The organism is Amphritea pacifica (assembly GCF_016924145.1).
GTDB lineage: Bacteria > Pseudomonadota > Gammaproteobacteria > Pseudomonadales > Balneatricaceae > Amphritea > Amphritea pacifica.
In genome coordinates this window covers 1-26,027 of record NZ_JAFFZO010000039.1, presented here as the reverse complement: position 1 = coordinate 26,027, position 26,027 = coordinate 1, and the positions used below count along the sequence as shown (strand labels likewise).

The following is a 26,027-nucleotide window of genomic DNA, read 5'->3' as shown; positions in this document are numbered from 1 at the left end:
ATCAGATCTATTCTGCAATCGTGGCGGCATAAGACTCGGCGTCCAGCAAGCCATCCAACTGAGATGCATCAGCCAGTTTAATCTTAACTATCCAGCCACCATCGTAAGGCGCGTTATTGACGGTTTCAGGCTGATCTTCCAGCGCTTCATTGATAGCGACGACCTCGCCGGTTACCGGTGAATAGATATCCGATGCAGCTTTGACTGATTCAACCAGCGAGAACTCCTCTCCGGCATCGACTTCACGTCCCACTTCCGGCAGTTCGACAAAAACCACATCACCCAGAAGCTCCTGCGCATGATCTGAAATCCCCATAGTGACGGTACCGTCACCATTATCCAGAACCCATTCATGACTGGAGGAGAAGCGGTAATTAGCTGGAATGCTCATAATTGAATTTCCTTTATAAATTAACTCCGGCAGATCTCATTTACTCAGCACCGGATTAGCGTTGGTTAAATAACAGGGGTTACTGATGAAAATGAACGGGGTTGACCTCAACAGGCAACGACGTTAACCGCCAGTCCGCCCTGCGAGGTTTCTTTATATTTGTCCTGCATATCAACACCGGTCTGACGCATGGTTTCTATAACAGAATCAAGGGATACTTGGTGTTTGCCATCGCCCCGCATCGCCAGCCGGGCAGCATTGATCGCTTTAACCGCCCCCATGGTATTGCGCTCAATGCAAGGGACCTGCACCAGCCCGCCAACAGGGTCACAGGTAAGGCCCAGGTTATGCTCCATACCGATCTCGGCCGCATTCTCAACCTGTTCAATAGTGCCACCCATCACTGCACAGAGCGCACCGGCGGCCATCGAACAGGCGACGCCGATCTCACCCTGACAACCAACCTCAGCAGCCGAGATAGAGGCGTTCTTCTTAAACAACATACCGATCGCTGCGGCCGTGGCGATAAAATCGAAGATACCCTGCTCGCTGGAACCATGAACAAAGCGGTCGTAGTAAGCCAACACCGCCGGAATAACACCGGCTGCACCATTAGTCGGTGCAGTCACAACCCGGCCACCGGCAGCATTCTCTTCGTTCACCGCCATAGCATAGAGGTTTACCCAGTCCATTACTGTCAGCTGATCTTTAAACGACGCTTCCGGGTTGTTACGCAACTCTTCACAGAGTTCGTGGGCACGGCGCTTTATCCGCAGACCTCCCGGCAGCTCGCCGGTTTCCGCACAGCCACGTCGAATGCAGCTGTCCATCACCTGCCAGATGTTTCGCAATCCGGCACGAACCTCATCATCACTGCGCCAGACCCGTTCATTCTCCAGCATAATCTGAGCTATGCTCATACCGCTCTGTTTACACAGCGCCAGAAGTTCTGCACCGCTATTGAACTCATAGGGCAGCGTTACACTATCCGCAATGACGGCCTGTTGATCGACCTCAGCATCACTGAGCACGAAGCCTCCCCCAACGGAGTAATAGACCGCGTCATGCAAGACGAGGCCTGCTGCGTCAAATGCCTGAAAACGCATACCATTCGGATGCTTAGGCAGTGACTCACCAAATTGAAACAGCAGATGTTCATCAACCCGGAACTCAATCAACCGTTGGCCAGCCAGATTCAGACGGCCGGCTTGCTGAATCTGGGTAACAAAAACCGGCACCTGATCCGGATCGACCCGATCAGGCATTTCCCCCATCAACCCGACCAGCACTGCAACATCCGTTGAGTGCCCTTTTCCGGTCAGCGCTAATGAACCATAGAGCCCGACCTTAACCTTACAGACCTGTTCAAACTGCTGGCGATGCTGCAACTCATCCAGAAAACGATTGGCAGCAACCATCGGCCCCACAGTATGGGAACTCGAAGGGCCGATGCCTACTTTAAAGAGATCGAAAATACTCAAAGCCACTGACAGCTACTCCAGCCTGATACAAGAGGATTGTTCCAATCTGCCATCAAATCTATAAAGCCCGGACAACAGTGCTAAACAGATTGATAGCCAACTGGCGCTCAGACTAGCAGCGCATTTTCCTAAAATCAACAAAAAGTTTCTTTTAGGAAACTTTTCCATAATATATCGATAAACCACAGAATATGGCCTTCTTTCAATGCCCAGAACGGTTGTGTACTATTATCGGAAACAGAAAGCACTTATTCCTCAAACACAAGAATAAACCCGTAGCAACAGGTTTCAACGGAGTCCCCCGATGCCAGATAAGCCCGCCTTTCTCAAAGAAAATCAGCAGTTTTTCTCAGTCAATCGGGATAATGCCGAAGCTATAGTGGAGCCACTTGAGCTGGGCAAGCGGGTGCGGGAGATCCGCCTGAGCCAGAACCTGACACTGGAAGAAGCCAGCAAACTGACAGGTCTTGCCCGTTCGACACTCTCCAAGATTGAAAATGAGCAGATATCACCCACCTTTACCGCCGTTAATAAACTGGTTAAGGGGCTGGGCATCGATATCCCGCAACTGTTCACTCAGCCGAAAAAGAAAAGTCCCGCCAGTGGCGGCCGCCGCGACATCACCCGTCGCGGCGAGGGCAAACCTCACCCGACACCCACCTATGAACACGAACTGCTGGCAACTCAGCTGTCCAGCAAGAAGATGATCCCCTTTAAAACCACCGTACGCACTCACTCCTGGGATGAATATCAGGACTGGATCCGCCATGACGGTGAAGAGTTTCTCTATGTGCTCAGTGGCAGCATCATGTTCTATACCGAGTTTTATGAACCGATCGAACTGGTCGCCGGAGACAGCGCCTACTACGATTGTGAAATGGGCCATGCGCTGGTGTCCACCAGCAAGAAAGACGCCGAGGTGCTCTGGGTTACGGCTTAAAAAAAAACGCGATATTTGCTTACTCGTTGCTCGTTGCTCGTTGCTCGTTGCTCGTTGCTCGTTGCTCGTTGCTCGTTGCTCGTTGCTCGTTGCTCGTTGCTCGTTGCTCGTTGCTCGTTGCTCAGAATTGCCCGGCACCAAACCTATGCAACAACTTTCTTACAAAGTTCATCACTCAAATACAGACCTTCACTAAAAAAGAAGGCTTTTATCGAGCAACAAGCAAGTCACGCCTTTTGTGACGTCGAGCTACGAGCAACGGCTTTTAAATATTTCAAAAGCGACCCAAACTTTCTCGTCAACGTAACTTTCTGCTTGCAAACCATTCCCTGATCAATTAACTTTGTTTCCTATTGGAAACTTTTCCCTTTTGCCGGAATTTTCTCTGCTAATCTGTTGGCAAAGAACACAGGCGCTATTTAGAACATCAACAATGGAGACTCCCATGTCAGAACTGAACAAAACACCGCTTTACGATCTGCATATTGAACTGGGAGGCAAGATGGTTCCCTTCGCAGGTTTCGAGATGCCTGTTCAGTATCCGATGGGGGTTAAAAAAGAGCATATCCATACCCGCGAACAGGCGGGCCTGTTTGATGTTTCACACATGGGTCAGGTAAAACTGACCGGCTCTAACGCCGCCTCTGAACTTGAAAAACTGGTACCGGTTGACATTATCGACCTGCCCGCTGGCAAGCAGCGCTACGCACTGTTCACCAATGCCCATGGTGGCATCATGGATGATCTGATGGTCACCAACTATGGTGATCATCTGTATGTTGTCGTCAACGCAGCCTGCAAAGCTCAGGACATTGCCCATCTGCGGGCGAACCTTGGCAACGGGGTCGAACTGGAAGTACTGGATGACCGCGCACTGGTGGCATTGCAAGGGCCTGAAGCCGCGACAGCACTGTCGCGTATCTGTCCTGAAGTCATCGAACTGGTATTTATGGACTCACGCCATATTGCCATCGATGGGGTTGAGTGTTTTATCAGCCGCTCCGGATACACTGGCGAGGATGGTTACGAGATCTCTATCCCCGAAGCGGAAGCTGAACGCCTCTGCCGTCTGTTTCTTGCCCAGCCTGAAGTTGAGTTCATCGGCCTCGGCGCCCGGGACTCTCTGCGACTGGAATCCGGTCTCTGCCTCTACGGTCACGATCTTGATGAGAACACCACACCTATCGAAGGTAGCCTGATCTGGGCAATCAGTCAGTGTCGTCGTGCTAATGGTGAACGGGCCGGAGGTTTCCCCGGTGCTGAGAAGATCTTTGACCAGATTGCCAACAAGAGCTTCACCCGCAAACGGGTGGGTCTGATCGCTCAGGGTAAAGCCCCTGTCCGCGAAGGTGCAGAACTGGTTAATGCCGAAGGAGTCCGCATTGGTGAAGTGACCAGTGGTAGCTTTGGCCCAACTGTGGGTGTACCAATTGCGATGGGATATGTCGCTTCTGAGTATGCAGCACTGGGAACAGAAATATATGCTCTTGTGCGCGGTAAACTGTTGCCAATGGTGGTATCTAAAACCCCCTTTATCGAACAACGCTATTATCGCGGTTAAAGCAGACCCTGGTAAGACAGACAGATCGACTCAAAAGATCTGCTTAAAAGGTCGACACAGTCAGTCGGGTGACGGAGAACAGGCCCAGCATAACCGCCAGGCGCTTCGTCACCGGTTACACAGCACACGACTCAGATTTAGACGCAGCGGAGGCCTCCCCGGATGGCGATGATTCCTTTAAAAGAGCTGAAAGGCGAATCAAAAATGTCCCGTCTGCGGGAAAAACCCGATCCCTCCCGGGAGCGACTACGCAAGCCGGACTGGATCCGCATCGATTCGCACTCCAACGCCAATGTTAAAAAAGTTAAGCAGCAGCTTCGCAAACTCAACCTGCATACCGTATGTGAAGAAGCCTCCTGTCCAAATCTGGCCGAGTGCTTCAGCCACAAAACAGCGACCCTGATGATCATGGGTGCTATCTGTACCCGGCGGTGTCCGTTCTGCGATGTCGCTCATGGCCGGCCGATGCAACTTGATCCGGATGAGCCCAAGAACGTCGCCCGCAATATCGCGCAACTGGGACTGCGTTATGTGGTAATCACCTCAGTAGACCGGGATGACCTGAAAGATGGCGGCGCAGGCCACTTTGCCGAGTGCATTAAAGAAGCAAGAGCCCTGAATAAAGAACTGAAGGTTGAAATACTGGTGCCGGATTTCCGGGGCCGGATGGATATCGCTCTGGAAAAGCTCTCGGAGCAACTGCCCGATGTACTCAACCATAATCTGGAAACAGTGCCTTCCCTTTATAGCAAGGTACGTCCCGGCGCTGATTATTTCTGGTCACTGAATCTGTTGTACCGCTTTAAACAGCTGCATCCACAGGTGGATACCAAATCCGGCATTATGGTCGGGCTGGGTGAAACCCAGGAAGAGGTCGTTAAGGTGATGAAGGATCTGCGGGCTAACAATGTCGATATGATCACGATTGGTCAATACCTGCAACCGAGCAAGCATCATCTGGCCGTGGAACGTTATGTCACGCCTGAAGAGTTTAAGGAGTATGAACAGATTGGTTATCAGCTGGGCTTTAAAAATGTCGCCAGCGGCCCGATGGTGCGCTCTTCGTATCATGCGGACCTTCAGGCCCAGACAGTTTAATTAAGCCGTATAAATACTCTGAACACACCACAACTGAACACCGAATAACAGGGTTGTCACCGACGACCGAACGAGTAAAGGAACTGACGATGTCTGTTTACACACCCGTCACCCGGGAGCAACTTGAAAGCTACCTGCAACAGTACAACGTGGGCAAGCTGATCGATTTTCAGGGCATTGAAGCCGGTGTGGAAAACACTAACTATTTTGTCACCACCACAGAGGGGCCGTTTGTCCTCACGCTGGTTGAATCGATCAGCAGCGATCAGCTCCCCTTTATTCTTGATTATATTGAGCACCTGACACAGCATGGCGTGGCCTGCGCTGAACCGATCCACCTGAATGACCAGCGTCTGTCCGGGCAACTCAATGACCGTCCAGCCGTGCTGATGTCCCGGCTGGCTGGCAGCCCATTGCAAACGCCCAACGATCAGCAGGCCAGTGTTATCGGTGTAACACTGGCGCAGATGCATCAGCTGGCAGAGCAACTGGAAAACAAACACGCTATCGATATCCACCAGTGGTGTTCAGATCTGGGGGCAAAACTGATGCCTCATCTGGCAGAAGATGAGCAGCAGAGCCTGCACTATAATCTGATGGATTCCGGAGAGATCCCCTGGGAAAGCCTGCCAGCCGGCCCTGTCCATGCCGACCTGTTCCCCGACAATGCATTGTTTGAGGGCGACAAACTCTGTGGCCTGATCGATTTCTACCACGCCTGTTCAGCCCCCTATCTGTATGACCTGTGTGTCACGCTGAATGCCTGGTGTTATGACGAGCGCACATCCGAATACGATTTCAACAAAGCGTTACTGATGCTCGACAGCTATCAGTCTGTTCGCCCACTGAATAGTGATGAACAGCGCAGTTTCAGCACCATGTTACAGGTTGCGGCAATGCGTTTCTGGCTGTCCCGATTGCGGGATATCCACTTCCGCAAGGAGGGTGAGGTTGTCACCCGTAAAGATCCGCAAGGCAAACTGCAACTACTGAAACTCCTGTGCGGGCACCAACAACTGAAGATGACAGGCTGAATCACTCAGCGACAGGCTCAACCCGATAACCACGCTGCTGCAACTGATTAATAAGCCCCTCTTTACCGGCCAGGTGGCCGCTGCCCACCAGCACAAACTCCACCGGCCGGTCACGCAACATAGCATCGATCTGCGGCAGCCATTGCTGATTTCGGTCGACCATCAGGGTACGAAAACTGGCGGGCGATTCGCGACGCATGTCGTCAATAACCAGATGCTCAAGATCAGCCAGACGGCCGCCCCGCCAGGCAGCCACCATCTCGTTGATGATCCCGCCCGACTGGTCCAGTTCATCCAGAGAGATCCGCATAAATTTCTCTTCATCACCGGCGCCCATACCCGACAGCAAGCGAATCTGCTGTTCCACCGATTCCAGCCCTGCGACAGGTTTTCCATCCGCTGTGGCCCGACTGTGATAAAAGTCATCAATACCCTGCGCGTCCACGCCTACCTGTTTCAGATTAAGCATCGTCAGAGTAATAACGATGCCCGAGGGACGCAACCGCTCCAGAGCCTCAGCCGGCAAACCATACTGAGTCCAGACTCTGACGATACGCTGATACAGGGGCGCAGAAACCCGCTTATCCAACCCACTGATCCCCTCTGGGTAACGCACTGCCTGTTGCATTCGCTGCAGTACCTCAGCAGAGTGTAACTGTTCAAGATCCGTTTCAAAAACCAGCTTATCGGCGTGCTGATAAGCGCGATCAAATTCCGGAGGAAGCGGATAGTCGCTCTGACGCAGAACATGCAGCGTCCCACCAACATAGACCACATTATCACCTGAACTGACCTTCCAGACACTGGTTGCTGCCGTGGCTGTCACTGTAACAACCGATACGACGCAAAGCACAACAGCTCTGAACAGCCTCGCTGTAAATCCCACCATAACCCTTTCCTTCCTCTGCAAACTTATGCGCTGTATTCCCGCACCACTTCAACAATCTGAACCCGATATGAGGTATACCACCGGGTTCGCCCCTTTTGCTGAGCTAACCGATGCTCGGCATTCTCTTTCCAGGCACGAATCTGCTCTTTGCTGCGCCAGTATGAGATCGCGATCTCATGATTCCCCTCTGTCACGGCGGTAAACTCAAGGCATCCATACTCCTGCAATGCAAGGTCCCGCATCCGGGCAGCCATCTGGTAATACTCATCATCTAATTGGGCGATCTCTGCCCGGAAAATCACCGCATACATATCGGTCTCCCTGAATTAACAGTGCTACAGCTCTGTCCCTGTATATCATTTCTCAACGCAGATTACCGCCCGCTGAATAATATAAAACAAAAAACCGGCACGGGGCCGGTTTTAAAACGTCTGATCAGCTGCATCTATTCGTTTATGTAACGCTTATGCACCCGACGGGTAATGCCGGTAAACAGCGTATAAGGGATTGTATCGCAGCAGGTTGCGACCTCTGCAGCAGTCACATTGCGTCCCCAGAACTCCACCTCAGTACCAATGCCAGCGTCTGGAATACCGGTCAGATCAACCCCCAGCATATCCATCGATACCCGGCCAATGATCCGCGCGCGCTGACCGTTGATCCACACCGGTGTACCGGTGACAGCATGGCGCGGGTAACCATCAGCATACCCCAGGGCAACCGTACCTACCCGGGTCGGCTTATCGGCAACGAAGTTACCACCGTAGCCCACGCATTCGCCTGGTTGTACATCGCGTATAGCGATAACTTCAGAGGTCAGCGTCATGGCCGGTAGCAGTTTATCCGCCTGCTCCTGCGCTTCCGGGAAAGGTGTTGCACCGTACAGCATAAGCCCGGGACGCATCCAGTCACGACGCGCATCCTGCCAGGCCAGCACTGCGGCAGAATTAGCCAGGCAGTGGGGTGCATCCAGCCCCTCACTGGCGCGATTGAACACCGCCAGTTGCTGCTCAGTCGTTGCTTTATCCAGTTCATCAGAGCTGGCAAAGTGAGTCATCAAAACGATATCTGATACATTGTCCAGTTGCTGCAAACGCTGAAACGCCGCCTGATAATCATCCGGATGGATACCTAAGCGGTTCATACCGGAATTCATTTTCAGCCAGACCGTAACCGGTTTACTCAAAGAAGCCTGCGCTATCTGCTCTATCTGATGCAGACTGTGCACCGCACACCACATGCCATGCTCACTGATATAGGGCAGTTCACTGACTTCAAAGAAGCCCTCAAGCAGCAAAACAGGTTTTTGTATACCGGCTTCAATCAGCTCAATTCCCTCTTCGATACAGGCAACACCGAATGCATCAGCTTCAGCTTGCAGCGCCCGGGCCACCTTAACGGCATTATGTCCGTATGCATCTGCCTTGATAATTGCTGCAGCATTACCCGCTGTATTAAGGGAACGTGCCAGTCGGTAATTCTGTCGGATAGCCTCCAGATCAACCGTAATTTTTGCTGCTCGACTCATGTAACTTTTACCTTAAGCTCTCACTTTTATTCAGATGCCTGCACAACACAGGCATCAAAACCAGAATCCTGCGGCTCAACCCAGAACCATCACCGCTTCAACTTCGATATCGGCATCTTTTGGTAACGCCTTCACTGCATACGCAGCACGGGCTGGATAGGGCTGATCAAAATAGCGTGCCATCACTTCATTGACCGTGGCAAAATTAGCCAGATCGGTCAGCAGAATGTTCACCTTCACCAGATCATTCATTGAGCCTCCCGCTGCTTCAGCCACCGCTTTCAGGTTATCAAACACCTGCACAGCCTGGGCTTCAAAAGACTCAGTAACCATCTCCATGGTTGCCGGTACCAGTGGAATCTGACCCGACATGTATACAGTGTTATCGACTTTAACAGCCTGCGAGTATGTGCCGATTGCAGAAGGTGCATTTTCAGTGGCAATAATAGTCTTGGTTGGCATGGTATAAATCCTAAGTAATCGTTCTTAAAATAGTTTGTCAGCACTGGCCCGGAGCATCTCTGTGCGCTGGCCATTACTGCTCAGATTGGTTTACTCTCCAGCAACAGAGTGCCGCAGATTATAGCCTGTAATAAAAAGTGAACACAGAGGCAAGAAAGGTGCTTACGAGGTGCGTAAAAGCCCCTGTGTTCAAAACCGTTATTGCTTATTTCTGGCCATAACGGGCGACGGAAAGCCCTTCCGGATCGATATCGGTTTTGTTACCGCTGATAACATCGGCAACAAACTTGCCTGACCCCAGAGACATGGTCCAGCCAAGGGTGCCGTGACCGGTATTCAGATAGAGATTCGGGTAGCGCGTTCCGCCAAGCACAGGCGTGCCATCCGGTGTCATTGGCCGCAGACCGGTCCAGAACTCAGCATTCTGAATATCACCCCCGCCGGGAAACAGGTCACCAACGGTAAACTCAACATTCTTACGGCGCTTCTCCTGCAGCGAGGTATCGTAGGAGGTAATTTCAGCCGTACCACCCACACGAATACGATCATCGAAACGGGTCACGGCAACTTTATAGGTTTCATCCATGACCGTGGACACCGGCGCTTTGGTTTCATCGACAATCGGCAGTGTCAGTGAGTATCCTTTAATCGGATAGACCGGAACCGCAACCCCGACATTAGCCAGTAACAGGGTGCTGTAGCTGCCCAGACACATCAGGTAACGGTCAGCGGTGAATGTGCCCTGCTGCGTCTTTACACCCACGATCTGATTGTCATCGCTGATCAGGCCTTCGATCTCTGTATCAAACTTAAATTCGACCCCCAGTTTCTTACACTCTTCAGCCAGCGCGCTGGTGAATTTGAAACAGTCACCGGTCTCATCACCGGGCAGACGCAGGCCGCCGACAATTTTCTCTTTAACAAAGCCCAGCGCAGGTTCACGGGAAGCACAACCGTCACGGTCCAGCAGTTCATAATCGACACCGCACTCTTCAAGTACGGAGATATCTTTAGCCGCCGCATCCACCTGTTTCTGGGTGCGGAACAGCTGCAAGGTGCCTCCGGTACGGCCTTCATAATCAATTTCGATTTCAGCACGCAGATCTTTGAAGCAATCCCGGCTATACTCAGCAAGACGCATCATGCGTGCTTTGTTGGTGTGGTATGAGCTCTGAGTGCAGTTAGATAGCATCTTGGTCATCCACTTAAGGGTGTTGGCATTCACTTTAGGGTTGATCATCAGCGGTGCAAGATCCTGCATCATCCACTTGATCGCCTTTAACGGCACGCCCGGAGCTGCCCAGGGAGCGGAATACCCAGGCGAGATCTGACCGGCATTGGCAAAACTGGTCTCCATCGCCGGAGCACTCTGGCGATCGATTATAGTAACCTGATGGCCCTGTTTAGCCAGATACCAGGCGCTGGTTACACCGATAACGCCACTACCCAAAATCAAAATCTTCATTGCAAGATACCTATCCGTTTTTATACTTATCACCAACAAATGATTTGGCTAGTGTATTGCATCTTTGACAGATTATTTTTTTGTATTTAAACTATTTTCAAAACTATTACCCTGCAAAACAGGGACAATTATATATTTTACCTCCATCCGGAGACTGCAGACGAAGTAACCCTATGAATACAAAACAAAAACGTAAGCTGGATAAGATTGATCTGAATATCCTGAAAACCCTGCAGGAAAATGGCCGCATCAGCTATGTCGACCTGGCCGATATCGTTGGCCTCAGTACCACGCCCTGTATGGAGCGGGTTAAACGGCTGGAAAAAGATGGTTTGATTCAAGGCTACTATGCCCGCATTGACCCCCACGCAATGGGTTATGGAATGCTGGTGTTTGTTGAGATCTCACTCTCCTACCAGTCTCCGGATGCCTTCCTCAAGTTCAATAAGGCGGTTGCCTCCCTGCCCTATGTGCTGGAGTGTCACCTGGTTTCGGGGGATGCCGATTTTCTGATTAAAGCGCGAATTGCCGACATGTCTGAATATCGGGCACTGCTCGGCGAGATGCTGCTGACACTGCCCGGCGTCAAAAACTCCAAGAGCTATATCGTTATGGAGGAGGTAAAGGAGTCCCTCAGCCTGCCGATCAATCCAAGCAGCCCTCGGTGACAGACTGTCAGTTAAGTAGAACTGAGGGAAACACGGCTCCTAAGGAACGCTGCTGAAGTGCTGCAGCGCCCCTCAACCGAGGGGTGTGTTATTCCAGCTTTTATCCAGGAATAATTCTCACGATCGGTGCTAACTGATTCACGAATTCCGACTACACTTTAATCTGTATCTTAGTGGGAGGAATTGATGACAGAACTTGGACAGGCTGCAAAATTGTCATCTGAGCCGATACAGCGGGTTCATCCCAGCCTGACAGACCGCTGTCTGCCAGAAATGGCGCTGCTGGAGGAGCTGATCTGCGAACATGCCAAACAGCTTAAAGTCAGAACGCTGGCGTTAATAGAGCATCAGTCTGACAGTCAGCATCATCAGCTACCGATCTACAGCCTGCAGTTTGGCTCCGACAATCCAGACGCACCGACCCTGGCATTTGTCGGCGGGGTGCATGGGGTTGAACGGATCGGTACCCGACTGCTGCTCACCTTTCTCAGTTCACTGCTCAAACGTTTGACGTGGGATCGCGGTCTGAACTATGAGCTGCAGCACCTGCGGCTTGTTTTCTGTCCTCTGCTCAACCCGTCCGGAATGGCCCTGGGACAGCGCAGCAACCCTCAGGGGGTCGATCTGATGCGCAACGCACCTCATAACGCCAGCGATAAAACCACCTGGATGGTGGGCGGTCACCGGCTCAGCAAGCGCTTGCCCTGGTATCGCGGCGAAGAGAAAAAACCGATGGAAACAGAGGCTCTGGCGTTATGTGACTGGGTGCATGAAGAGCTGTTTAACTCACCGCTGAGCATTGTACTGGATTGTCATTCCGGTTTCGGGCTGCGCGATCGCCTCTGGTTTCCAATGGCCGGTTCCCGCGAACCCCTGCAACACCGGGCAGAACTTGCCGCGCTGGTTCATCTTTTTGAAACAAGCAACCCCCATCATAATTACATTATCGAGCCCCAGCACCATAGTTACCTTACCCATGGCGACCTGTGGGATTATCTGTACCATCAGTCACTCAGCCTGGAGGCGACAGTTTTCCTGCCATTAACGCTGGAGATGGGGTCATGGCGCTGGGTAAAGAAGAATCCGCGACAGTTAATCTCATTTATGGGCCTGTTTAATCCGCTGGTACCGCATCGGGAAAAACGCACCATGCGCCGCCACCTGTTATTACTGGAGTTTCTTATCCGCAGCTGCTGCGCCTATGAAACCTGGTTACCGGTAAGCCCAATGAGCCGACTGCGCTACGAACTTGAGGCAAAGCAACGCTGGTATGGCTGAACAACACTGGATATTACTGCGCGGACTGTGCCGGGAAAGTCGGCACTGGGGAAAGTTCCCACAACAGATGCAGAAACTGCTGCCCGACACCCGGGTCAGCTGTATCGATCTGCCGGGCAACGGAAAACGCTATCAACACCCCAGCCCCACCTCAGTCAATGAACTGATCAACGATCTGCACCGCCGCCACCGCCCTGAGCAGCCGGTGTATCTTCTGGGGCTCTCTCTGGGCGGCATGATCGCCTATCACTGGATGCAGGAATATCCGGATGATCTGCGGGGGATCGTGATGGTTAATAGCAGCCTCGCGCCCTGGAACCCTCCTCACTACCGCTTACAACCCGGCGCCCTGCCAAAACTGGTGCGGGCGATGCTCACAAAAGGCTACCCCCGGGAGCGAACCATCTTTGATCTGACATGTGCATCTCAGCGCTATCGAAATGAGTCCCTGTCTTTCTGGCAGATGTATCAGTTGGAATATCCGGTCAGCTTCAACAATTTTCGCCGCCAGCTGCAATTGGCTATTGCCTGTAGTGCCCAGCCCTACCCGCCCAAAAAACCGGTTCTTCTGGTCAGCGGTGGAAAAGATAAACTGGTCAATCCGTACTGTTCAGAGCAGCTCGCAAACGCCTGGCATTCCCCCCATATCAACCACCCGGATGCAGGTCACGACCTGCCCCACGACCAGCCGGAATGGCTTATTCAACAGATCAGTCAGTGGCTCAAAGAATAAATCTGCTCGCTTACTCCAGCGCCTCAATATGCTGAGTCAGCAGCTCAATAAACAGATCCCTGGGTTTATTCAATGGGCCCGAACGGCGACTGATCGCCGCAACCTGCAGATTATAGAACCGGGTATCGGGTAACAAAGCCCGCATCCGTCCCTGCTCAACCCACTGTTGGGCAAACTTCTCCGCCAGAAAGCCCACATAAACACCCGATAAAATCATCGTCGCCCGGGTTTCATAGTAATAGGCTTCTGCGGCTTTATTCATCTCGGCCAGCTGCATACTCGCTTCAGAGCTGGTCAGCACGCCGGCATGTACCAGCTTACACGCTTTCAGTGATTCATTAAGCTGCTGCGCATCCTGCTCATGAAACAGCGGATGGCGGTCGCCACAATAGAGTAGTGATTTATCTTTATACATCAGCAGAAAATCCAGCCCCTCGATATCTCTGTGATGGGGAATAAAACCGACATCCGCCTCTCCATTGATCACCCGTCGCTCAATCTCTCCCAGCGGGGCGGTATCAAAGCTGATATACACATCCGGTGCCAGGGCGGCAAACTCGGCCAACACCTTATCCAGGCCACAGCGCTCATCCAGACTGATGGTATCCGATGTCAGAATTCTCACCTCACCGGTCATCTGCTGGTGCAGAGCGTTAACAGTAGAGCGGAACTCCGCCAGTCGGGAAAACAGCTGTCGGGTCGCGTTGTAGATAGTCAGCCCCTCCTCGGTCAGGGCAAATCCGGAGCGGCCTCGCTGACAGAGTTTAAGCTTCAGACGCGCCTCCAGGTTGGACATATGCACCGAGATGGTTGAACGACTGATATTCAGTTCCACCTCCGCGGCGGAAAAACCACCACACTCAACCACCGTTTTAAAAACCCGCAGCAGACGAATCTCATAATCCCCTACCTTGGCCATGCTTTGCAGCGCCTTACTAACCATCAGACGATCCTTAAAATAGTTTTATAAACATCAAAGTAAGCATTCAATGTTTGTTATTTATAAGACTTTAACACTGACGTTACTATGACTCCATAAGGCCACCCTTTAAAAAAACCGTTCTATGCTGAACTGATCTCAGTAACCGGCCATTACTAATAACTTAAACAGGGTTTTCCCATGAGCACGAACATCAATATGGATGCGTTCTGGATGCCATTTACGGCGAACCGGGACTTCAAAAGCCAGCCACGCATTATCCAGCGTGCTGAAGGCGTTATGTATTACACCAACGAAGGTCAGGAGATACTGGACGCCACGGCGGGCCTGTGGTGTGTCAACGCGGGACACGGTCGTAGTGAGATCGCTGATGCAGTCAGCCAGCAACTGCGTGAACTGGACTACGCGTCACCGTTCAACTTTGGTCATGAGATCGGTTTTGAATTTGCCAACCGACTGATCAGGCACACCCCCACCGGGCTGAACAAAGTCTTTTTTGCTAACTCAGGCTCTGAAGCCGTTGAGTCGGCCCTGAAGATTGCACTGCAATACCATAAATCACGGGGTAAAGGAGGAAAAACCAAATTCCTCGGACGGGAGATGGCCTACCACGGGGTTAATTTCGGTGGTATCTCCGTTGGCGGCCTGACTCCCAACCGCGCCGGTTTTGGCCCGCTGCTGCCAGTTGATCATCTGCCTCATACTCTGGATATCGCTAATAACGCGTTTAGCAAAGGCCTGCCTGAACAGGGGATCGATAAAGCTGAAGCGCTGGAGCAACTGATTCACTTCCACGGTGCCGACAGCATCGCCGCGGTTATCATTGAGCCAATGAGTGGTGCCGGTGGCGTTATTATGCCACCACAGGGTTATCTCAAACGGATGCGTGAGATCTGTGATCAGTACGATATTCTGCTGATCTTTGATGAAGTGATCACTGGCTGGGGTCGGCTGGGATCCGCTTTTGCCGCAGAAGAGTTTGATGTGGTACCGGATATGATCACCTCTGCCAAGGGGATCACCAACGGTGTTATCCCTCTCGGAGCCGTGTTTGTTAAGGATGGGATCCACGATCAGATCGTCAATAACGTAGCGGTCGGTGGCATCGAGTTCTATCACGGTTATACCTATTCGGCGCACCCGGTAGCCTGTGCAGCCGGTCTGGCAACCCTGGATATTTATGAGAAAGAGGGATTACTGACCCGCGCCAGTGGCGACATAGGCACTCACTTTGAAAACCAGCTACACAGCCTGAAAGACGCCCCTAAAGTGATCGATGTGCGTAACTACGGTCTGGTTGGCGCAGTGCAGTTTGATGCCTCGGTAGCCGCTAACGGCCCGGTCGGGCTGGACTTCCAGAAAGGCTGCTATAAGCGCGGAGTGATGGTGCGGACAATGGGCAACATTGTTGCTTTCTCCCCTCCTCTGACGGTCGAAGCCAACCATATCGACCGCCTGGTCAACGTGCTGCGTGAAACCGCAGAAGAGATGTTCGGTTAAGCCCGCCCTGGCGCTTTAAAACCACTGGAGTCGGATGGTCGTCCCCCACCGGAGCCGATTTTTATCGGACCTCTTGAAAAAGAGGTCCGCTTTTTTACTTCCCCACCCAACGCCACTCGTTGCAACAGGCTACTGCTGATTAGCAGAGCTTGCTTAGTCCAGAGTCCAGAGTCCAGAGTCCAGTGATAACATTTACCGGTTATCGTATAAATAACAGTTAACTAACGCCTGACTACCTTCTACTATCAGTTTATCAACAGAGGCAATCTGCCAACCCGTTGAGAATTACCCGCGAGGAATCGGTTATCATCTAACCCTCATCCGGGTACAGCGCTCTAAACAACAGATGAGACTGAGCAGACCGGAACCAACCATGGAGGAGCCTATGAAACGCTATTTTGAAAATCTGGCGAAAGCCCTTCTGGGGCAGAGCTACAGCTCGCTGGCCGAGAAAGAGCAGAAAGTCATTAACAGTATCGCCGAACACACCACGGTATCTGAAAATGTGAACAACGCTTTCAGTGATAGCCTGACGACCGGACAAAAAATCGCGGATGTTGTCGCTCGCTTCGGCGGCTCATGGTGGTTTATCAGTCTGTTTTTTCTCTTTATCGTCGCCTGGATAGGCGTCAATAGCTATCTGCTGATTGATACGCCCTTTGACCCCTACCCCTATATCTTGCTGAACCTTGGACTTTCCAGTCTGGCCGCGTTTCAGGCGCCGATTATCATGATGTCGCAGAACCGTCAGGCCGCAAAAGACCGGATCAAGCAGGATGCGACCTATGAAATCAACCTGAAGCTGGAGCTACAGATCATGCGCCTGCACACCAAACTGGATCAATTGAGCGCAACGCCAGAGCATACAGATAATCCTGACCCGGAGATAAAAAAGGGATGAAATACCTAATCGTTATCGTGCTGATAGCCACCTATGCCATCGCAATCCGTTTTATTAACCGCAATATCAACCGGCTAGGGAAGCTGAAAGACACAGACCCATATCGTATTAAGTATATTGCCAAAACACTCAATATCGCCCTGACGCTACTGTTCTTAACGCTACTGACACTGCTATTGGGGATCCACTATTCTCAGTTATCGGTATTTCTCTCGTCGGTTTTTGCAGTAATTGGCGTGGCGATGTTTGCCCAATGGTCAATTCTGAGCAATATAACCGCCAGTCTGATTATTTTCTTCGGTTTTCCCTACCGGGTTGGCGATTTTATAAAGATTGTGGATAAAGATGAAAATATCAGTGGCATCGTCGACGAGATCACGCTGTTCCACGTCATTATCCGTCGTCAGGGAGAGATCATCACCTACCCCAACACACTGATTCTGCAAAAGCCGGTGATCAAACTGGATGGAGACATTCCTTCAGACACAACGATCAGCACCCAGGAAAAGCCCGCCGCTGAAGCGGCAGAAAAACCACAGACCAAGGGTTAAACCGAAGGGTTTGCGCTGATTATTTCGCACACTTCATCTGAGATATTACGAAAACGATGGGGCCGGTTACTGTTGAAATAGTAGCCGTCCCCCGCTTTCAGATGGTACACCTGAAAGCCCACCGTCAGCTCAATCTCACCACTGATCACAACCCCGCCCTCTTCGCCGGGGTGCTGTAACATCTCAGGTCCGGTTTCCGCACCGGGTTCATAGCGTTCTTTCAGAAGATCCATTGAACGCCCCTTATTACGCGCGCCTATCAGCTTAAGACTGACATTATTGGAGCCGATATCGGGCATATCCTCAGCCTTATAGACGACACTTTCAGGCTCCATCTCATCAATATCCAGGGTGAAGAAATCTCCAATAGAAATCGGGATACCCGAGAGCACTTTCTTTAATGAACTGACCGAAGGACTGACACCATTCTTTTCGATCATTGAGATCGTACTGTTGGTCACGCCCACCCGTTTTGCCAGCTCCCGTTGTGAGAGCCCCTTCATCTTGCGAATCGCCTTTAACCGTTCGCCAACATCCATATTTTCCACTTCAGTTACCGCCGTCTGTATTGAGTTATTGGAATCAACATCCGCGCATGTACAGCATCAGGTGTGCAAAATATTTTATAGAAAGAACGGGAGGGAGTAAAAGGAAGGCTCGTTGCAGGTCGTTAGAACGTCGCTACGCGACTCGTTAGATGCGGCTTCACCTCTTGCCAGGCGCTAGAAAAAGCATAGAGAGTCAGACGACTCTACGCTCAACTCAATCATAAAGAGACGCCCCTGAAAAATCCGCTCTTCCCGCAAAGCGTACCTCTTCCCCATATAGAGGAAGGGATCCAAATAACGAGCAAGGTGCGAAGCGCTGTTGGAACAACAAGCGACGTCTTGAAAATCAAAACGTCGCTTCAGTTAGCACCGATAAGATTTACATCAACCCAAGCAGTTTGGGGAAAAACAGTGACAGTTGTGGTACTAAACTGGTGACCACCATTACCGGCAGCCCGACTAACGCCATCAGAGCGATTGCCGGCATAACGGCCTTATGAATAGGCACCTGTCCAATTCGGCAGGCCATATAAAGAATCGGCGCTACCGGTGGGCTGTTGGCTCCGATAACAACAGAGCACGCAACAATTGAAGCGTAATGAATCGGGTCTACCCCACTGGCCACCATCAGAGGCATAAACAGAGGTGCAACCACGACCGTTACAGAGACATCATCCATAATCATGCCGGCCACAATCAGAAAAATATTGACGGCAATCAGAATCATCAGAGGATCTTTCACCAATCCGGTAATAAGCTCAGTCAACTCCTGCGGAATCCGCTCAGATGCCAGTATCCGACCAATCATAAAACTGAACAGCAGGATAAGAATGACGGTACCCGTAGTTTCAGCTGCGGCAATGACACTCGCGCTCAGGCGTTTGATATTCAGGTCACGATAGACAAAAAAGCCGATTAGAATCGCCATAAAGGCAGCAATCGCAGCGGCCTCTGTCGGCGTACAGATCCCACCATAGATCCCACCCAGAATAACAACTGGCAGAGACAGTGCAGGCAGCGCATGAAATGCAGCAGTCCCTTTGGATGGCAGCTCTTCCAAACCATCTTTAGCCTCCGCCGACACCTCCTGAAAAAGGCGCCCCACACTAAAACGGTTTGCCAAAATCAAACCGGCTATTAACAGTAATGCGGGGCCGATAGAAGCGGCAAAACAGGCGGCAACAGACTGTCTGGTAACCACGGCAAAAAGAATCATTGTGATCGAGGGCGGAATCAGAATACCCAATAGCGAGGAGATTCCAAGCAGTGCTGAGGAGTAACCGCGGGGATAGCCACGCTTCTCTAGCGGGCCGATCATAATCGTGCCTATCGACGCGACAGCGGCTGTGGCAGTCCCGGCTATGGCACCAAAAATACCGGATGCCAGCACCATTGAGGCTCCCATCCCTCCCTTGCGCTTACCCACCAGTACTTCAATAAAATTCACCAGTCTCAGAGCGATTCCACCACTCTGCATCAGGTATCCGGTGAGCACGAACAGCGGCAGGGCAATCAGAATGACCGAATCGATAGAGCGGTATCCCTGCAGCATTAAAGTATTAAAATTAGCATCATATGCAAATGTCAGATACGCCAGTACACCGGCAAAAGACCAGGCAACAGGCACACCGAAAATCATCAGGAACAATAATATTCCTACTGCAATTAAACCTTCCATCAGCGAATATCCTGCTGGTTTACTTCAGCGATAACTACCGGCTCCGGATGGTAACCGATCAGGCATTGAATAAAATCCCTCAGCGCGTAAAGGGCGCAACCGATACTGGCAAAGAATATTGCGCTTTGAGGAATCCAAAGGGGGATTGACAAGCCCGGGGTATGCTGTGGCCGGCGCAGGCCCCAGGTCAGCATCCGGTAAGACAGATAAACAAAGAAGACCGTAATCACCAGCGTTATCAGAGAGATGAAGCCCTGATGCAATCGGCGAATCTGCCGGTCGCGGATATTGGTCTGTAGAAAATCAACTACCAGGTGTTCCCGTTTACGGCTGGCAATCAGTCCACCCACCATATACAACCACATACCAAACAGCATGATCAGTTCCAGCAGGCCAATAATCGACCAGCCAAAAATATAACGGGCCACAACGAGAAACAGCATAAGCCCTACCAGCATAAGACTGCTGATAAGCGCCATTGCATTGAGCAACCAACCGACTCTCTGGTCCAGCCCAGTAAATAAACGCACAATCATGGTACTACCTCTGAAAGCAAAACGGCGGAGCAGTCTCTGCTCCGCCGTCGGCGACTCTAAACGTTACAACGGCGTCGCGTTTGTCCGAATGGTGTCCATAATTTCAGAGCCAATCTCCTGATCCATCAGCGGCCATACTTTTTCACGGGCAGCCCGGGCGAACTCTTTAATCTGCTCATCAGACAGCTCAAAGTATTTCATACCCGCTTTTTCAGCTTCAGCAACATAGTGCTCATCCTGCTCTTTAGCGGCTTTGAACTGGGCCATCATCACCTCATTTGCGGCATCAGCAACTACTTTTTGCTCAGCTTCAGTCAGCCCTTCAAACGAATCCTGATTCATACTCAGAACACCGGTCATGAAGAAGTGCTTGGAGCGTACGTAGTAGTCCAGCAGATCACGGAAATACTCATAGTCCCAGTAGATTACGTTACCCGCTTCACCATCTACGACACCTGTCTGCAGGGAGGTATATACTTCACCCCAGTCGATTGCAGCTGTCTGATAACCCAGCGCCTGCATTGTCTGAGGCGCAGGAAATACTGTCATGGTGCGAACTTTAAGCCCTTCGGCTTCGGCAATATTCGTGGCATATTTGCCCCGGGTCGCAACACCGTTAAAGCCTTCAGGCCAGGGACCAAAGAACTTCAGGCCAATATCGGAATAGATGCCTCCGAGCATATTGTTAACCCAGCCTCCCGGACTATAGGCTTTGAGTGCCTCATCCCAGGAGAGAGTCATGTAAGGGGTATAGATAACGCCAATACGCTTATCATAGGAGGTCATTGGCCAGTTAAGCATGAGATCAACATCACCTGCCACATGCAGATCGAATACCTCATTCTGACTGCCCAGTTCGTTCTGATAGAACACCTTTACATCGATATCACCACCTGAATTTTTCTCAATCAGTTCAGCCCAGCGATCCAGAGTGTCACCGGCAGGCGAACCCTTAGCGCCGGAGTCAGTAGCCATCTTCAGAGTAACTGCCTGTGCCGAACCCGCCATCAGGGTTCCGGCAGTCACCAGACCGGCCATAAATGAAAATAAGCCTTTCTTACTAAATACAGACTTACATTTCGGGGTATCAATCTTGCTCATCTCTTCTACTCACCGCTGTTCTTATAGTTGAAATAACTACTGCATCACTGCAGCAGAATCCGCTCTGTTTTTCCCGGGAACACATAGATACCAGCAATAAATATCATCGGTCAATCACATCCAGTACAGAAAAATACATCTGAGTTTTTCAATAGATACAGATGATATAGATGGAATAGAAAACAAAGACAGGATTATAATTCACGCATTTAATTTATGGCGATTTGATTACCTTAAACCGATTTTTTAGCCACTTCGCAAACAGATAGGCTAAGCGTCGCTTCTGAAATAGTCGATAAAAGCTACAGCAAAAATACGTCATAATGGCAATGACAAAGGTCAAGTGAAGCAATGCTGATAAGGACAGGGTCTGAAATATTTAAAGCGGGAAAAACGAAGCACAAAAAAGGAGCCATGCAGCCCCTTTATAAACAACATTCTGAATACAGCTTTCGTGGCTAATACTCAGATGAGATGCTAATCGATCATTATGCGGCTGCAGGCGCAGTGACGCTTAACAACCGGGTCTTTCTCCATGGCTACCGGAGTAACCTGATGGTTCCGGAGAACACCACCCTTCAAGGAGGGTCTGATCCGGTTTATAAATCTCAATATGCAGCGGATAGCAGGCCGCTGTATCGCTGGAATGTTCAGCACTGCAATCCCCCCCCGGACAGGCCGACAACGCCCCCAACAGATCGATCTCGGCGAAAAACTCCAGATAGTCCCCCGGCCTGACCGGGCTGGCCTTCATAAAGTATTGATGGCTATCCTGGGTAAAACCGGTACACATAAAGACATTCAGAACATCGTGCACGTGAGTTTCAGCCTGCTGCAGCGTCAGGCCGGTTTCAGCGGCCAGTGCCCGGGTCAGATTCGTGTGGCAGCAGTGGTGATAATCCTGGCCACTCAGCAGATGATGGGTATAAGGGTCACAACGAGTGCCGATAACATCGTGGACCGATCCGCCATCCGCATCAAAACCATACCAGTCGAGCGTATCCCAGGTGATAGTTGCCATCGGCCGTAGATGAGGAAAACTGCTCCACATCCGGTCGCCGGTACTCAGATGAGTGCCATGCAGCGCCCGCGTTTTGCCGCTGTAAAAGCGTTCATTCAGATCGCCCTCTGACCAGAGATTCAGATCGCCAACCTGTGCTCCTTCTACACTGACAATTCGGAAGAAATGGCCTGCCGGAACCCGGAAAACGCTGGCTTCACGGGGGGCTACAATTACCGTATCAACCTGTTTCATAGTTTTACGCGCAGCCGCATAAAGGTGCATATCAGGCTTGGGTAACGTATCCACCGGATAACAGATAACCGGTCGGATCGATTTGCGGGCGTCGCCATCTGCCGGGGCGGTGTTGTGCCGGGTGTGTTTCATAATCCCTGTGTCCTTCTGTATGTATCAGGCTATTCACCGCTCGGGAGTCAGATGACCAGAATCATCACCTGTCACGGTTGACCGGTTAATGGGATGGTATAGCAACCCGCTTCTGAAGATGCAAATATTCAGTAATCAGCTTCAAACGAACAGCGGCTGCAGGTAGTGATCTGTTATAGAGTGGAGAGGTAAAGTTAGACGCAGCCAGATGGGGATTCAGAGTCCCACCATCTGGCGACAGCAAGACTATCTCAGATAGCTATAGAACCAAAACTGGGTTCAGCCTGGGCCGAATGCAACACCGCGACAGACCGCTTCATACTGGCGAAGAAACCGCTCTCTTCCATTGGCTCTTCGACCTCGACACCGCTCTGCTGTTGGGGAACCGGAGTCACCCCTTTTCGTTCATCCCTCGGGGAGATGCCGATATGCTTGCGATAGCAACGGCTGAAATGGGGGGTCGAGACAAAGCCACATGCGGTAGAGATCTCGACAATCGCCATACTGGATTGTTTCAACAACTGTCTCGCACGGTCCAGCCGCAGTTTCAGATAGTAACGGGATGGCGAGCAGTTGAGATATTTAAGAAACATCCGTTCCAGCTGGCGCCGCGATACATCAACGAACGCTGCCAGCTCATCCAGCCCTATCGGTTCCTCCAGATTGTTCTCCATCAGCTCAATGACATCCACCAGTTTCGGCTTACTGTCACCGCAATTATGTAACTGACGCAGGGGAACGCGCTGCTGGTCAAACTCACTGCGAATACGGTCGCAGATAAACATATCCGACACCGCCATCGACAGTTTCGGACCATGCTGCAGAGTCACCATATGCAGGAACATATCCATCGGAGAAACGCCGCCGGATGAGGTCATACGGCTTCTGTCTATGGTAAACAGACGGTTATTACAGTTTACCTTTGGATAGTGCTCCTGCAGGGAGGCCATGCACTCCCAGTGAGTGCTACAGTCATAACCATCCAGCAAGCCTGCATGGGCCAGCAGATAAGCACCGGTACAGATGCCACCCAGAGTCACTCCGCGACGCCCCATTAACTGTAACCAGCTAACCTGCTTGTGGGTAAAACTGCGGGTGATATCAACGCCTCCACAAACGATCAGCAGATCGAGCTCAGGCATATCCGCTATGGAAAAATCGGGTGTAAAACTCAAGCCATCGCTGGCGCTGACCTGTCCGCCGCTTTCGGACACCATATGCCAGCTATAAAGCTCATGGCCGGAAAGCTGGTTTGCCATCCGCAGAGGCTCGATGGCTGACGCCAGCGCGATCATAGTGAAGTTATTCAGCAGTAAGAAACCCACGCGGGTAACTTTTTGGTAATCCTTGATCGGTTCCAAAGCTGTGGACGTAGTCATAGTCGTGCCCCCTTATTTAACGCGTAATAGAAGATGCAAAGCGCCTAGCAACGTCGCACCGATGCTACTCACGTTAGTTTTCTTATTTTCCAGGACAATTAAGAATGGCCGAAGAACTCACAGAACTGTGATTTCGCCTGCCCCTTTTGTCGTTTTTTTACTCAGCTTTTTACTGTATGTTTTATCTTCTTGCTGAACGACTCGATCAATATTATTTGATTTAGATCAAACCAAGAATACCTGAAAACGACCTGACTTCAGTTTCACATACCCCTGAGCGACATCAGCCAACTCATAAATTGATCAACATCAATATAGATAAGCGCTGTCAAAACGCAGATTCACTGTCAAAAACAGCTTTTTACTGAGATTTTTCTGTTTCACATGTCGGTTCTGATCAATTCCTGCGCGGTGGCAGGCAGTCGAAGCCTGCAATCAGCGCCTATGATGTCCTGACATCTGCCAGCCTTAATGACGGCAGAGGAGTAGAAACACAATATTGGATCCAAAATTTAATTATTTAATATCTGATATTGTAATTATTGCGTTATTGTATCCAATACATCTATTTCAGGTGTACCAATACAAAAATAACAGGAGTATTACCATGTGTAGCAACCATGCCAACCGTGGTGTTGTCTATAAAGGCCCGGGTGAAGTCGCAGTTGAGTCAATCGCCTTCCCAGAGCTATCTCTGGGTAAACGTAAGTGCAATCACGGTGTCATCCTGCGGGTGCTGACCACCAATATCTGTGGTTCCGACCAGCATATGGTGCGTGGACGGACCACCGCGCAGGCCGGTCTGGTACTGGGCCACGAAATCACCGGTCAGATTATCGAGTGCGGCAATGATGTCGAATTCCTTAAACCGGGTGATATCGTGTCAGTGCCTTTCAATATCGCTTGTGGCCGCTGCCGCAACTGTAAGGAGGGTAACACCGGAATCTGTCTCAACGTCAACCCCGCCCGTCCGGGTGCCGCTTACGGTTACGTCGATATGGGTGGCTGGGTAGGAGGACAAGCAGAGTATGTCATGGTGCCTTATGCTGACTTCAACCTGCTTAAATTCCCCGATTCCGATCAGGCGATGGAGAAGATCCGTGACCTGACACTCCTGTCTGACATCTTCCCAACCGGCTTCCACGGCTGTGTAACTGCTGGCGTTGGCCCTGGTTCAACTGTTTATATTGCCGGTGCAGGCCCTGTCGGTCTGGCAGCGGCAGTATCCGCCCAGCTGTTAGGGGCGGCCTGTGTAATTGTTGGCGACATGATTGAAGATCGCCTGGAACAGGCTCGCAGCTTTGGTTGTGAAACTCTCGATCTGCGTCAGGAGGGCGAGATGGCCGATAAGCTGGAAGCGATTCTGGGTGAGCGTGAAGTCGACGCATTCGTCGATTGCGTTGGCTTTGAAGCCCATGCCTGTGGTTGCAATCACGGCAAAGAAGCTCCGGCGACGGTACTCAACTCTGCCATGCAGATGACCCGTGCCGGCGGTGCTATCGGTATTCCAGGTCTGTATGTCACAGAAGATCCGGGCGCTATCGATGACGCGGCTAAACACGGCGCTCTGAGTATGCGCTTTGGCCTGGGCTGGGCGAAATCCCACTCCTTCCACACCGGCCAGTGCCCGGTTATGAAATACCACCGCGCACTGATGCAGGCCATTCTGTTTGACAAAGTTGATATCGCTAAAGCGGTCAACGTACAGATGATCTCCCTGGATCAGGCGCCGGATGGCTATGCTGATTTTGATGGTGGTGCAGCGAAGAAATTCGTTATCGACCCTCACGGTTCAGTGGCCGCATAAAATCTCAGCGGTTAAAACAAAAAAACCACCGGACACCCCGGTGGCAGGTTACTGATAAACCCCAGTATTTTTGCTGGGGTTTTGTTTTTCTAAGGCTATTCCAGCGACGTTAGCAAAAACGAGGTAAAAGATTTATGGGACGCTTTGACTCGGCTTAGAGCCTTTCAGGCT

Annotated in this window: 25 protein-coding genes; 11 read left to right on the top strand and 14 right to left on the bottom strand. The window is 51.2% G+C overall.

Annotation, left to right across the window (positions count from 1 at the left end; genetic code table 11):
- Nucleotides 1-7: 7 nt before the first annotated feature.
- Both gcvH and JW499_RS18705 read right to left on the bottom strand, forming a co-directional pair.
- Nucleotides 8-391, bottom strand: coding sequence for a glycine cleavage system protein GcvH (gene gcvH / locus JW499_RS18710; RefSeq protein WP_232846516.1), 384 nt, complete (start codon nucleotides 389-391; stop codon nucleotides 8-10).
- 107 nt (nucleotides 392-498) lie between these two features.
- On the bottom strand, nucleotides 499-1,878 hold the full coding sequence (locus JW499_RS18705) for an L-serine ammonia-lyase (protein ID WP_205212013.1): 1,380 nt from the start codon (nucleotides 1,876-1,878) through the stop codon (nucleotides 499-501).
- A 298-nt stretch (nucleotides 1,879-2,176) separates the two neighbouring features.
- Between JW499_RS18705 and JW499_RS18700 the strand changes: the two genes are divergently transcribed.
- The 4 genes from JW499_RS18700 to JW499_RS18685 all read left to right on the top strand — a co-directional run bounded on the left by JW499_RS18700 (nucleotide 2,177) and on the right by JW499_RS18685 (nucleotide 6,505).
- Entirely contained in the window at nucleotides 2,177-2,812 is a 636-nt protein-coding gene (locus tag JW499_RS18700) for a helix-turn-helix domain-containing protein (RefSeq protein ID WP_205212012.1), read from the top strand.
- 445 nt (nucleotides 2,813-3,257) lie between these two features.
- Complete coding sequence (gene gcvT / locus JW499_RS18695; RefSeq protein ID WP_205212011.1) at nucleotides 3,258-4,373, top strand: glycine cleavage system aminomethyltransferase GcvT; 1,116 nt, start codon at nucleotides 3,258-3,260, stop codon at nucleotides 4,371-4,373.
- 162 nt (nucleotides 4,374-4,535) lie between these two features.
- Complete coding sequence (lipA, locus tag JW499_RS18690; RefSeq protein ID WP_205212010.1) at nucleotides 4,536-5,471, top strand: lipoyl synthase; 936 nt, start codon at nucleotides 4,536-4,538, stop codon at nucleotides 5,469-5,471.
- Nucleotides 5,472-5,560: 89 nt separating this feature from the next.
- Nucleotides 5,561-6,505, top strand: coding sequence for a homoserine kinase (locus JW499_RS18685; protein ID WP_205212009.1), 945 nt, complete (start codon nucleotides 5,561-5,563; stop codon nucleotides 6,503-6,505).
- Nucleotide 6,506: 1 nt separating this feature from the next.
- On the opposite strand, the gene JW499_RS18680 is transcribed toward JW499_RS18685, so the two are convergent.
- The 5 genes from JW499_RS18680 to JW499_RS18660 form a co-directional block, all read right to left on the bottom strand.
- Nucleotides 6,507-7,394: a TraB/GumN family protein gene (locus tag JW499_RS18680; RefSeq protein ID WP_205212008.1), complete on the bottom strand. Its 888-nt coding sequence runs from the start codon at nucleotides 7,392-7,394 to the stop codon at nucleotides 6,507-6,509.
- A gap of 23 nt (nucleotides 7,395-7,417) precedes the next feature.
- Complete coding sequence (locus JW499_RS18675; RefSeq protein ID WP_205212007.1) at nucleotides 7,418-7,705, bottom strand: antibiotic biosynthesis monooxygenase family protein; 288 nt, start codon at nucleotides 7,703-7,705, stop codon at nucleotides 7,418-7,420.
- A gap of 134 nt (nucleotides 7,706-7,839) precedes the next feature.
- A complete protein-coding gene (gene alr / locus JW499_RS18670) occupies nucleotides 7,840-8,922 on the bottom strand; it encodes an alanine racemase (RefSeq protein ID WP_205212006.1) in 1,083 nt (360 codons plus the stop codon).
- Between the two features lie 75 nt (nucleotides 8,923-8,997).
- Nucleotides 8,998-9,384: a RidA family protein gene (locus tag JW499_RS18665; RefSeq protein WP_091352833.1), complete on the bottom strand. Its 387-nt coding sequence runs from the start codon at nucleotides 9,382-9,384 to the stop codon at nucleotides 8,998-9,000.
- Between the two features lie 205 nt (nucleotides 9,385-9,589).
- The gene (locus JW499_RS18660; RefSeq protein ID WP_205212005.1) at nucleotides 9,590-10,849 is read right to left on the bottom strand and encodes a D-amino acid dehydrogenase; all 1,260 of its coding nucleotides are present in this window, start codon (nucleotides 10,847-10,849) and stop codon (nucleotides 9,590-9,592) included.
- Between the two features lie 173 nt (nucleotides 10,850-11,022).
- On the opposite strand from JW499_RS18660, the gene JW499_RS18655 reads away from it, so the two are divergent.
- The 3 genes from JW499_RS18655 to JW499_RS18645 all read left to right on the top strand — a co-directional run bounded on the left by JW499_RS18655 (nucleotide 11,023) and on the right by JW499_RS18645 (nucleotide 13,528).
- Nucleotides 11,023-11,517, top strand: a complete 495-nt coding sequence (locus JW499_RS18655) for an Lrp/AsnC ligand binding domain-containing protein (RefSeq protein ID WP_205212004.1) — start codon at nucleotides 11,023-11,025, stop codon at nucleotides 11,515-11,517.
- Nucleotides 11,518-11,703: 186 nt separating this feature from the next.
- Nucleotides 11,704-12,795, top strand: a complete 1,092-nt coding sequence (locus JW499_RS18650; protein ID WP_205212003.1) for a M14 family zinc carboxypeptidase — start codon at nucleotides 11,704-11,706, stop codon at nucleotides 12,793-12,795.
- Complete coding sequence (locus JW499_RS18645) at nucleotides 12,788-13,528, top strand: alpha/beta fold hydrolase (protein ID WP_205212002.1); 741 nt, start codon at nucleotides 12,788-12,790, stop codon at nucleotides 13,526-13,528. Before JW499_RS18650 ends, JW499_RS18645 begins: the two co-directional genes overlap by 8 nt.
- Before the next feature lie 10 nt (nucleotides 13,529-13,538).
- Here the strand turns inward: JW499_RS18645 and JW499_RS18640 are convergent, their stop codons facing one another.
- Entirely contained in the window at nucleotides 13,539-14,471 is a 933-nt protein-coding gene (locus JW499_RS18640; protein ID WP_205212001.1) for a LysR family transcriptional regulator, read from the bottom strand.
- Between the two features lie 177 nt (nucleotides 14,472-14,648).
- Between JW499_RS18640 and aptA the strand changes: the two genes are divergently transcribed.
- The 3 genes from aptA to JW499_RS18625 all read left to right on the top strand — a co-directional run bounded on the left by aptA (nucleotide 14,649) and on the right by JW499_RS18625 (nucleotide 17,420).
- Nucleotides 14,649-15,968: an omega-aminotransferase AptA gene (aptA, locus tag JW499_RS18635; RefSeq protein ID WP_205212000.1), complete on the top strand. Its 1,320-nt coding sequence runs from the start codon at nucleotides 14,649-14,651 to the stop codon at nucleotides 15,966-15,968.
- A gap of 385 nt (nucleotides 15,969-16,353) precedes the next feature.
- Nucleotides 16,354-16,869: a DUF1003 domain-containing protein gene (locus tag JW499_RS18630; RefSeq protein WP_205211999.1), complete on the top strand. Its 516-nt coding sequence runs from the start codon at nucleotides 16,354-16,356 to the stop codon at nucleotides 16,867-16,869.
- Nucleotides 16,866-17,420, top strand: coding sequence for a mechanosensitive ion channel domain-containing protein (locus JW499_RS18625; RefSeq protein ID WP_205211998.1), 555 nt, complete (start codon nucleotides 16,866-16,868; stop codon nucleotides 17,418-17,420). Before JW499_RS18630 ends, JW499_RS18625 begins: the two co-directional genes overlap by 4 nt.
- On the opposite strand, the gene JW499_RS18620 is transcribed toward JW499_RS18625, so the two are convergent.
- The 6 genes from JW499_RS18620 to gbdR all read right to left on the bottom strand — a co-directional run bounded on the left by JW499_RS18620 (nucleotide 17,417) and on the right by gbdR (nucleotide 24,049).
- Entirely contained in the window at nucleotides 17,417-17,959 is a 543-nt protein-coding gene (locus tag JW499_RS18620; protein ID WP_205212031.1) for a cupin domain-containing protein, read from the bottom strand. The genes JW499_RS18625 and JW499_RS18620 overlap by 4 nt on opposite strands.
- Nucleotides 17,960-18,347: 388 nt before the next feature.
- Nucleotides 18,348-19,646, bottom strand: a complete 1,299-nt coding sequence (locus tag JW499_RS18615) for a TRAP transporter large permease (RefSeq protein WP_205211997.1) — start codon at nucleotides 19,644-19,646, stop codon at nucleotides 18,348-18,350.
- Nucleotides 19,646-20,182: a TRAP transporter small permease gene (locus JW499_RS18610; protein ID WP_205211996.1), complete on the bottom strand. Its 537-nt coding sequence runs from the start codon at nucleotides 20,180-20,182 to the stop codon at nucleotides 19,646-19,648. The genes JW499_RS18615 and JW499_RS18610 overlap by 1 nt, the downstream gene beginning before the upstream one ends.
- A 63-nt stretch (nucleotides 20,183-20,245) precedes the next feature.
- Nucleotides 20,246-21,283, bottom strand: coding sequence for a TRAP transporter substrate-binding protein DctP (gene dctP, locus JW499_RS18605; RefSeq protein ID WP_232846515.1), 1,038 nt, complete (start codon nucleotides 21,281-21,283; stop codon nucleotides 20,246-20,248).
- A 514-nt stretch (nucleotides 21,284-21,797) separates the two neighbouring features.
- On the bottom strand, nucleotides 21,798-22,670 hold the full coding sequence (locus JW499_RS18600) for an urea carboxylase-associated family protein (protein WP_205211995.1): 873 nt from the start codon (nucleotides 22,668-22,670) through the stop codon (nucleotides 21,798-21,800).
- 251 nt (nucleotides 22,671-22,921) lie between these two features.
- Nucleotides 22,922-24,049 (bottom strand): choline metabolism transcriptional regulator GbdR, encoded by a 1,128-nt coding sequence (gene gbdR, locus JW499_RS18595; RefSeq protein ID WP_205211994.1) that lies wholly within the window; start codon nucleotides 24,047-24,049, stop codon nucleotides 22,922-22,924.
- 607 nt (nucleotides 24,050-24,656) lie between these two features.
- On the opposite strand from gbdR, the gene fdhA reads away from it, so the two are divergent.
- Nucleotides 24,657-25,856 carry a formaldehyde dehydrogenase, glutathione-independent gene (fdhA, locus tag JW499_RS18590; RefSeq protein ID WP_091352794.1) on the top strand — a complete coding sequence of 400 codons (1,200 nt, stop codon included), beginning with the start codon at nucleotides 24,657-24,659 and terminating at the stop codon, nucleotides 25,854-25,856.
- Nucleotides 25,857-26,027: the final 171 nt, after the last annotated feature.

Coding starts and splice junctions, on each gene's coding strand:
- gcvH (WP_232846516.1), bottom strand. CDS start 391: ATGAGCATTCCAGCTAATTACCGCTTCTCCTCCAGTCATGAATGGGTT.
- JW499_RS18700 (WP_205212012.1), top strand. CDS start 2,177: ATGCCAGATAAGCCCGCCTTTCTCAAAGAAAATCAGCAGTTTTTCTCA.
- gcvT (WP_205212011.1), top strand. CDS start 3,258: ATGTCAGAACTGAACAAAACACCGCTTTACGATCTGCATATTGAACTG.
- lipA (WP_205212010.1), top strand. CDS start 4,536: ATGGCGATGATTCCTTTAAAAGAGCTGAAAGGCGAATCAAAAATGTCC.
- JW499_RS18685 (WP_205212009.1), top strand. CDS start 5,561: ATGTCTGTTTACACACCCGTCACCCGGGAGCAACTTGAAAGCTACCTG.
- JW499_RS18680 (WP_205212008.1), bottom strand. CDS start 7,394: ATGGTGGGATTTACAGCGAGGCTGTTCAGAGCTGTTGTGCTTTGCGTC.
- JW499_RS18675 (WP_205212007.1), bottom strand. CDS start 7,705: ATGTATGCGGTGATTTTCCGGGCAGAGATCGCCCAATTAGATGATGAG.
- alr (WP_205212006.1), bottom strand. CDS start 8,922: ATGAGTCGAGCAGCAAAAATTACGGTTGATCTGGAGGCTATCCGACAG.
- JW499_RS18665 (WP_091352833.1), bottom strand. CDS start 9,384: ATGCCAACCAAGACTATTATTGCCACTGAAAATGCACCTTCTGCAATC.
- JW499_RS18660 (WP_205212005.1), bottom strand. CDS start 10,849: ATGAAGATTTTGATTTTGGGTAGTGGCGTTATCGGTGTAACCAGCGCC.
- JW499_RS18655 (WP_205212004.1), top strand. CDS start 11,023: ATGAATACAAAACAAAAACGTAAGCTGGATAAGATTGATCTGAATATC.
- JW499_RS18650 (WP_205212003.1), top strand. CDS start 11,704: ATGACAGAACTTGGACAGGCTGCAAAATTGTCATCTGAGCCGATACAG.
- JW499_RS18645 (WP_205212002.1), top strand. CDS start 12,788: ATGGCTGAACAACACTGGATATTACTGCGCGGACTGTGCCGGGAAAGT.
- JW499_RS18640 (WP_205212001.1), bottom strand. CDS start 14,471: ATGGTTAGTAAGGCGCTGCAAAGCATGGCCAAGGTAGGGGATTATGAG.
- aptA (WP_205212000.1), top strand. CDS start 14,649: ATGAGCACGAACATCAATATGGATGCGTTCTGGATGCCATTTACGGCG.
- JW499_RS18630 (WP_205211999.1), top strand. CDS start 16,354: ATGAAACGCTATTTTGAAAATCTGGCGAAAGCCCTTCTGGGGCAGAGC.
- JW499_RS18625 (WP_205211998.1), top strand. CDS start 16,866: ATGAAATACCTAATCGTTATCGTGCTGATAGCCACCTATGCCATCGCA.
- JW499_RS18620 (WP_205212031.1), bottom strand. CDS start 17,959: ATGGATGTTGGCGAACGGTTAAAGGCGATTCGCAAGATGAAGGGGCTC.
- JW499_RS18615 (WP_205211997.1), bottom strand. CDS start 19,646: ATGGAAGGTTTAATTGCAGTAGGAATATTATTGTTCCTGATGATTTTC.
- JW499_RS18610 (WP_205211996.1), bottom strand. CDS start 20,182: ATGATTGTGCGTTTATTTACTGGGCTGGACCAGAGAGTCGGTTGGTTG.
- dctP (WP_232846515.1), bottom strand. CDS start 21,283: ATGAGCAAGATTGATACCCCGAAATGTAAGTCTGTATTTAGTAAGAAA.
- JW499_RS18600 (WP_205211995.1), bottom strand. CDS start 22,670: ATGAAACACACCCGGCACAACACCGCCCCGGCAGATGGCGACGCCCGC.
- gbdR (WP_205211994.1), bottom strand. CDS start 24,049: ATGACTACGTCCACAGCTTTGGAACCGATCAAGGATTACCAAAAAGTT.
- fdhA (WP_091352794.1), top strand. CDS start 24,657: ATGTGTAGCAACCATGCCAACCGTGGTGTTGTCTATAAAGGCCCGGGT.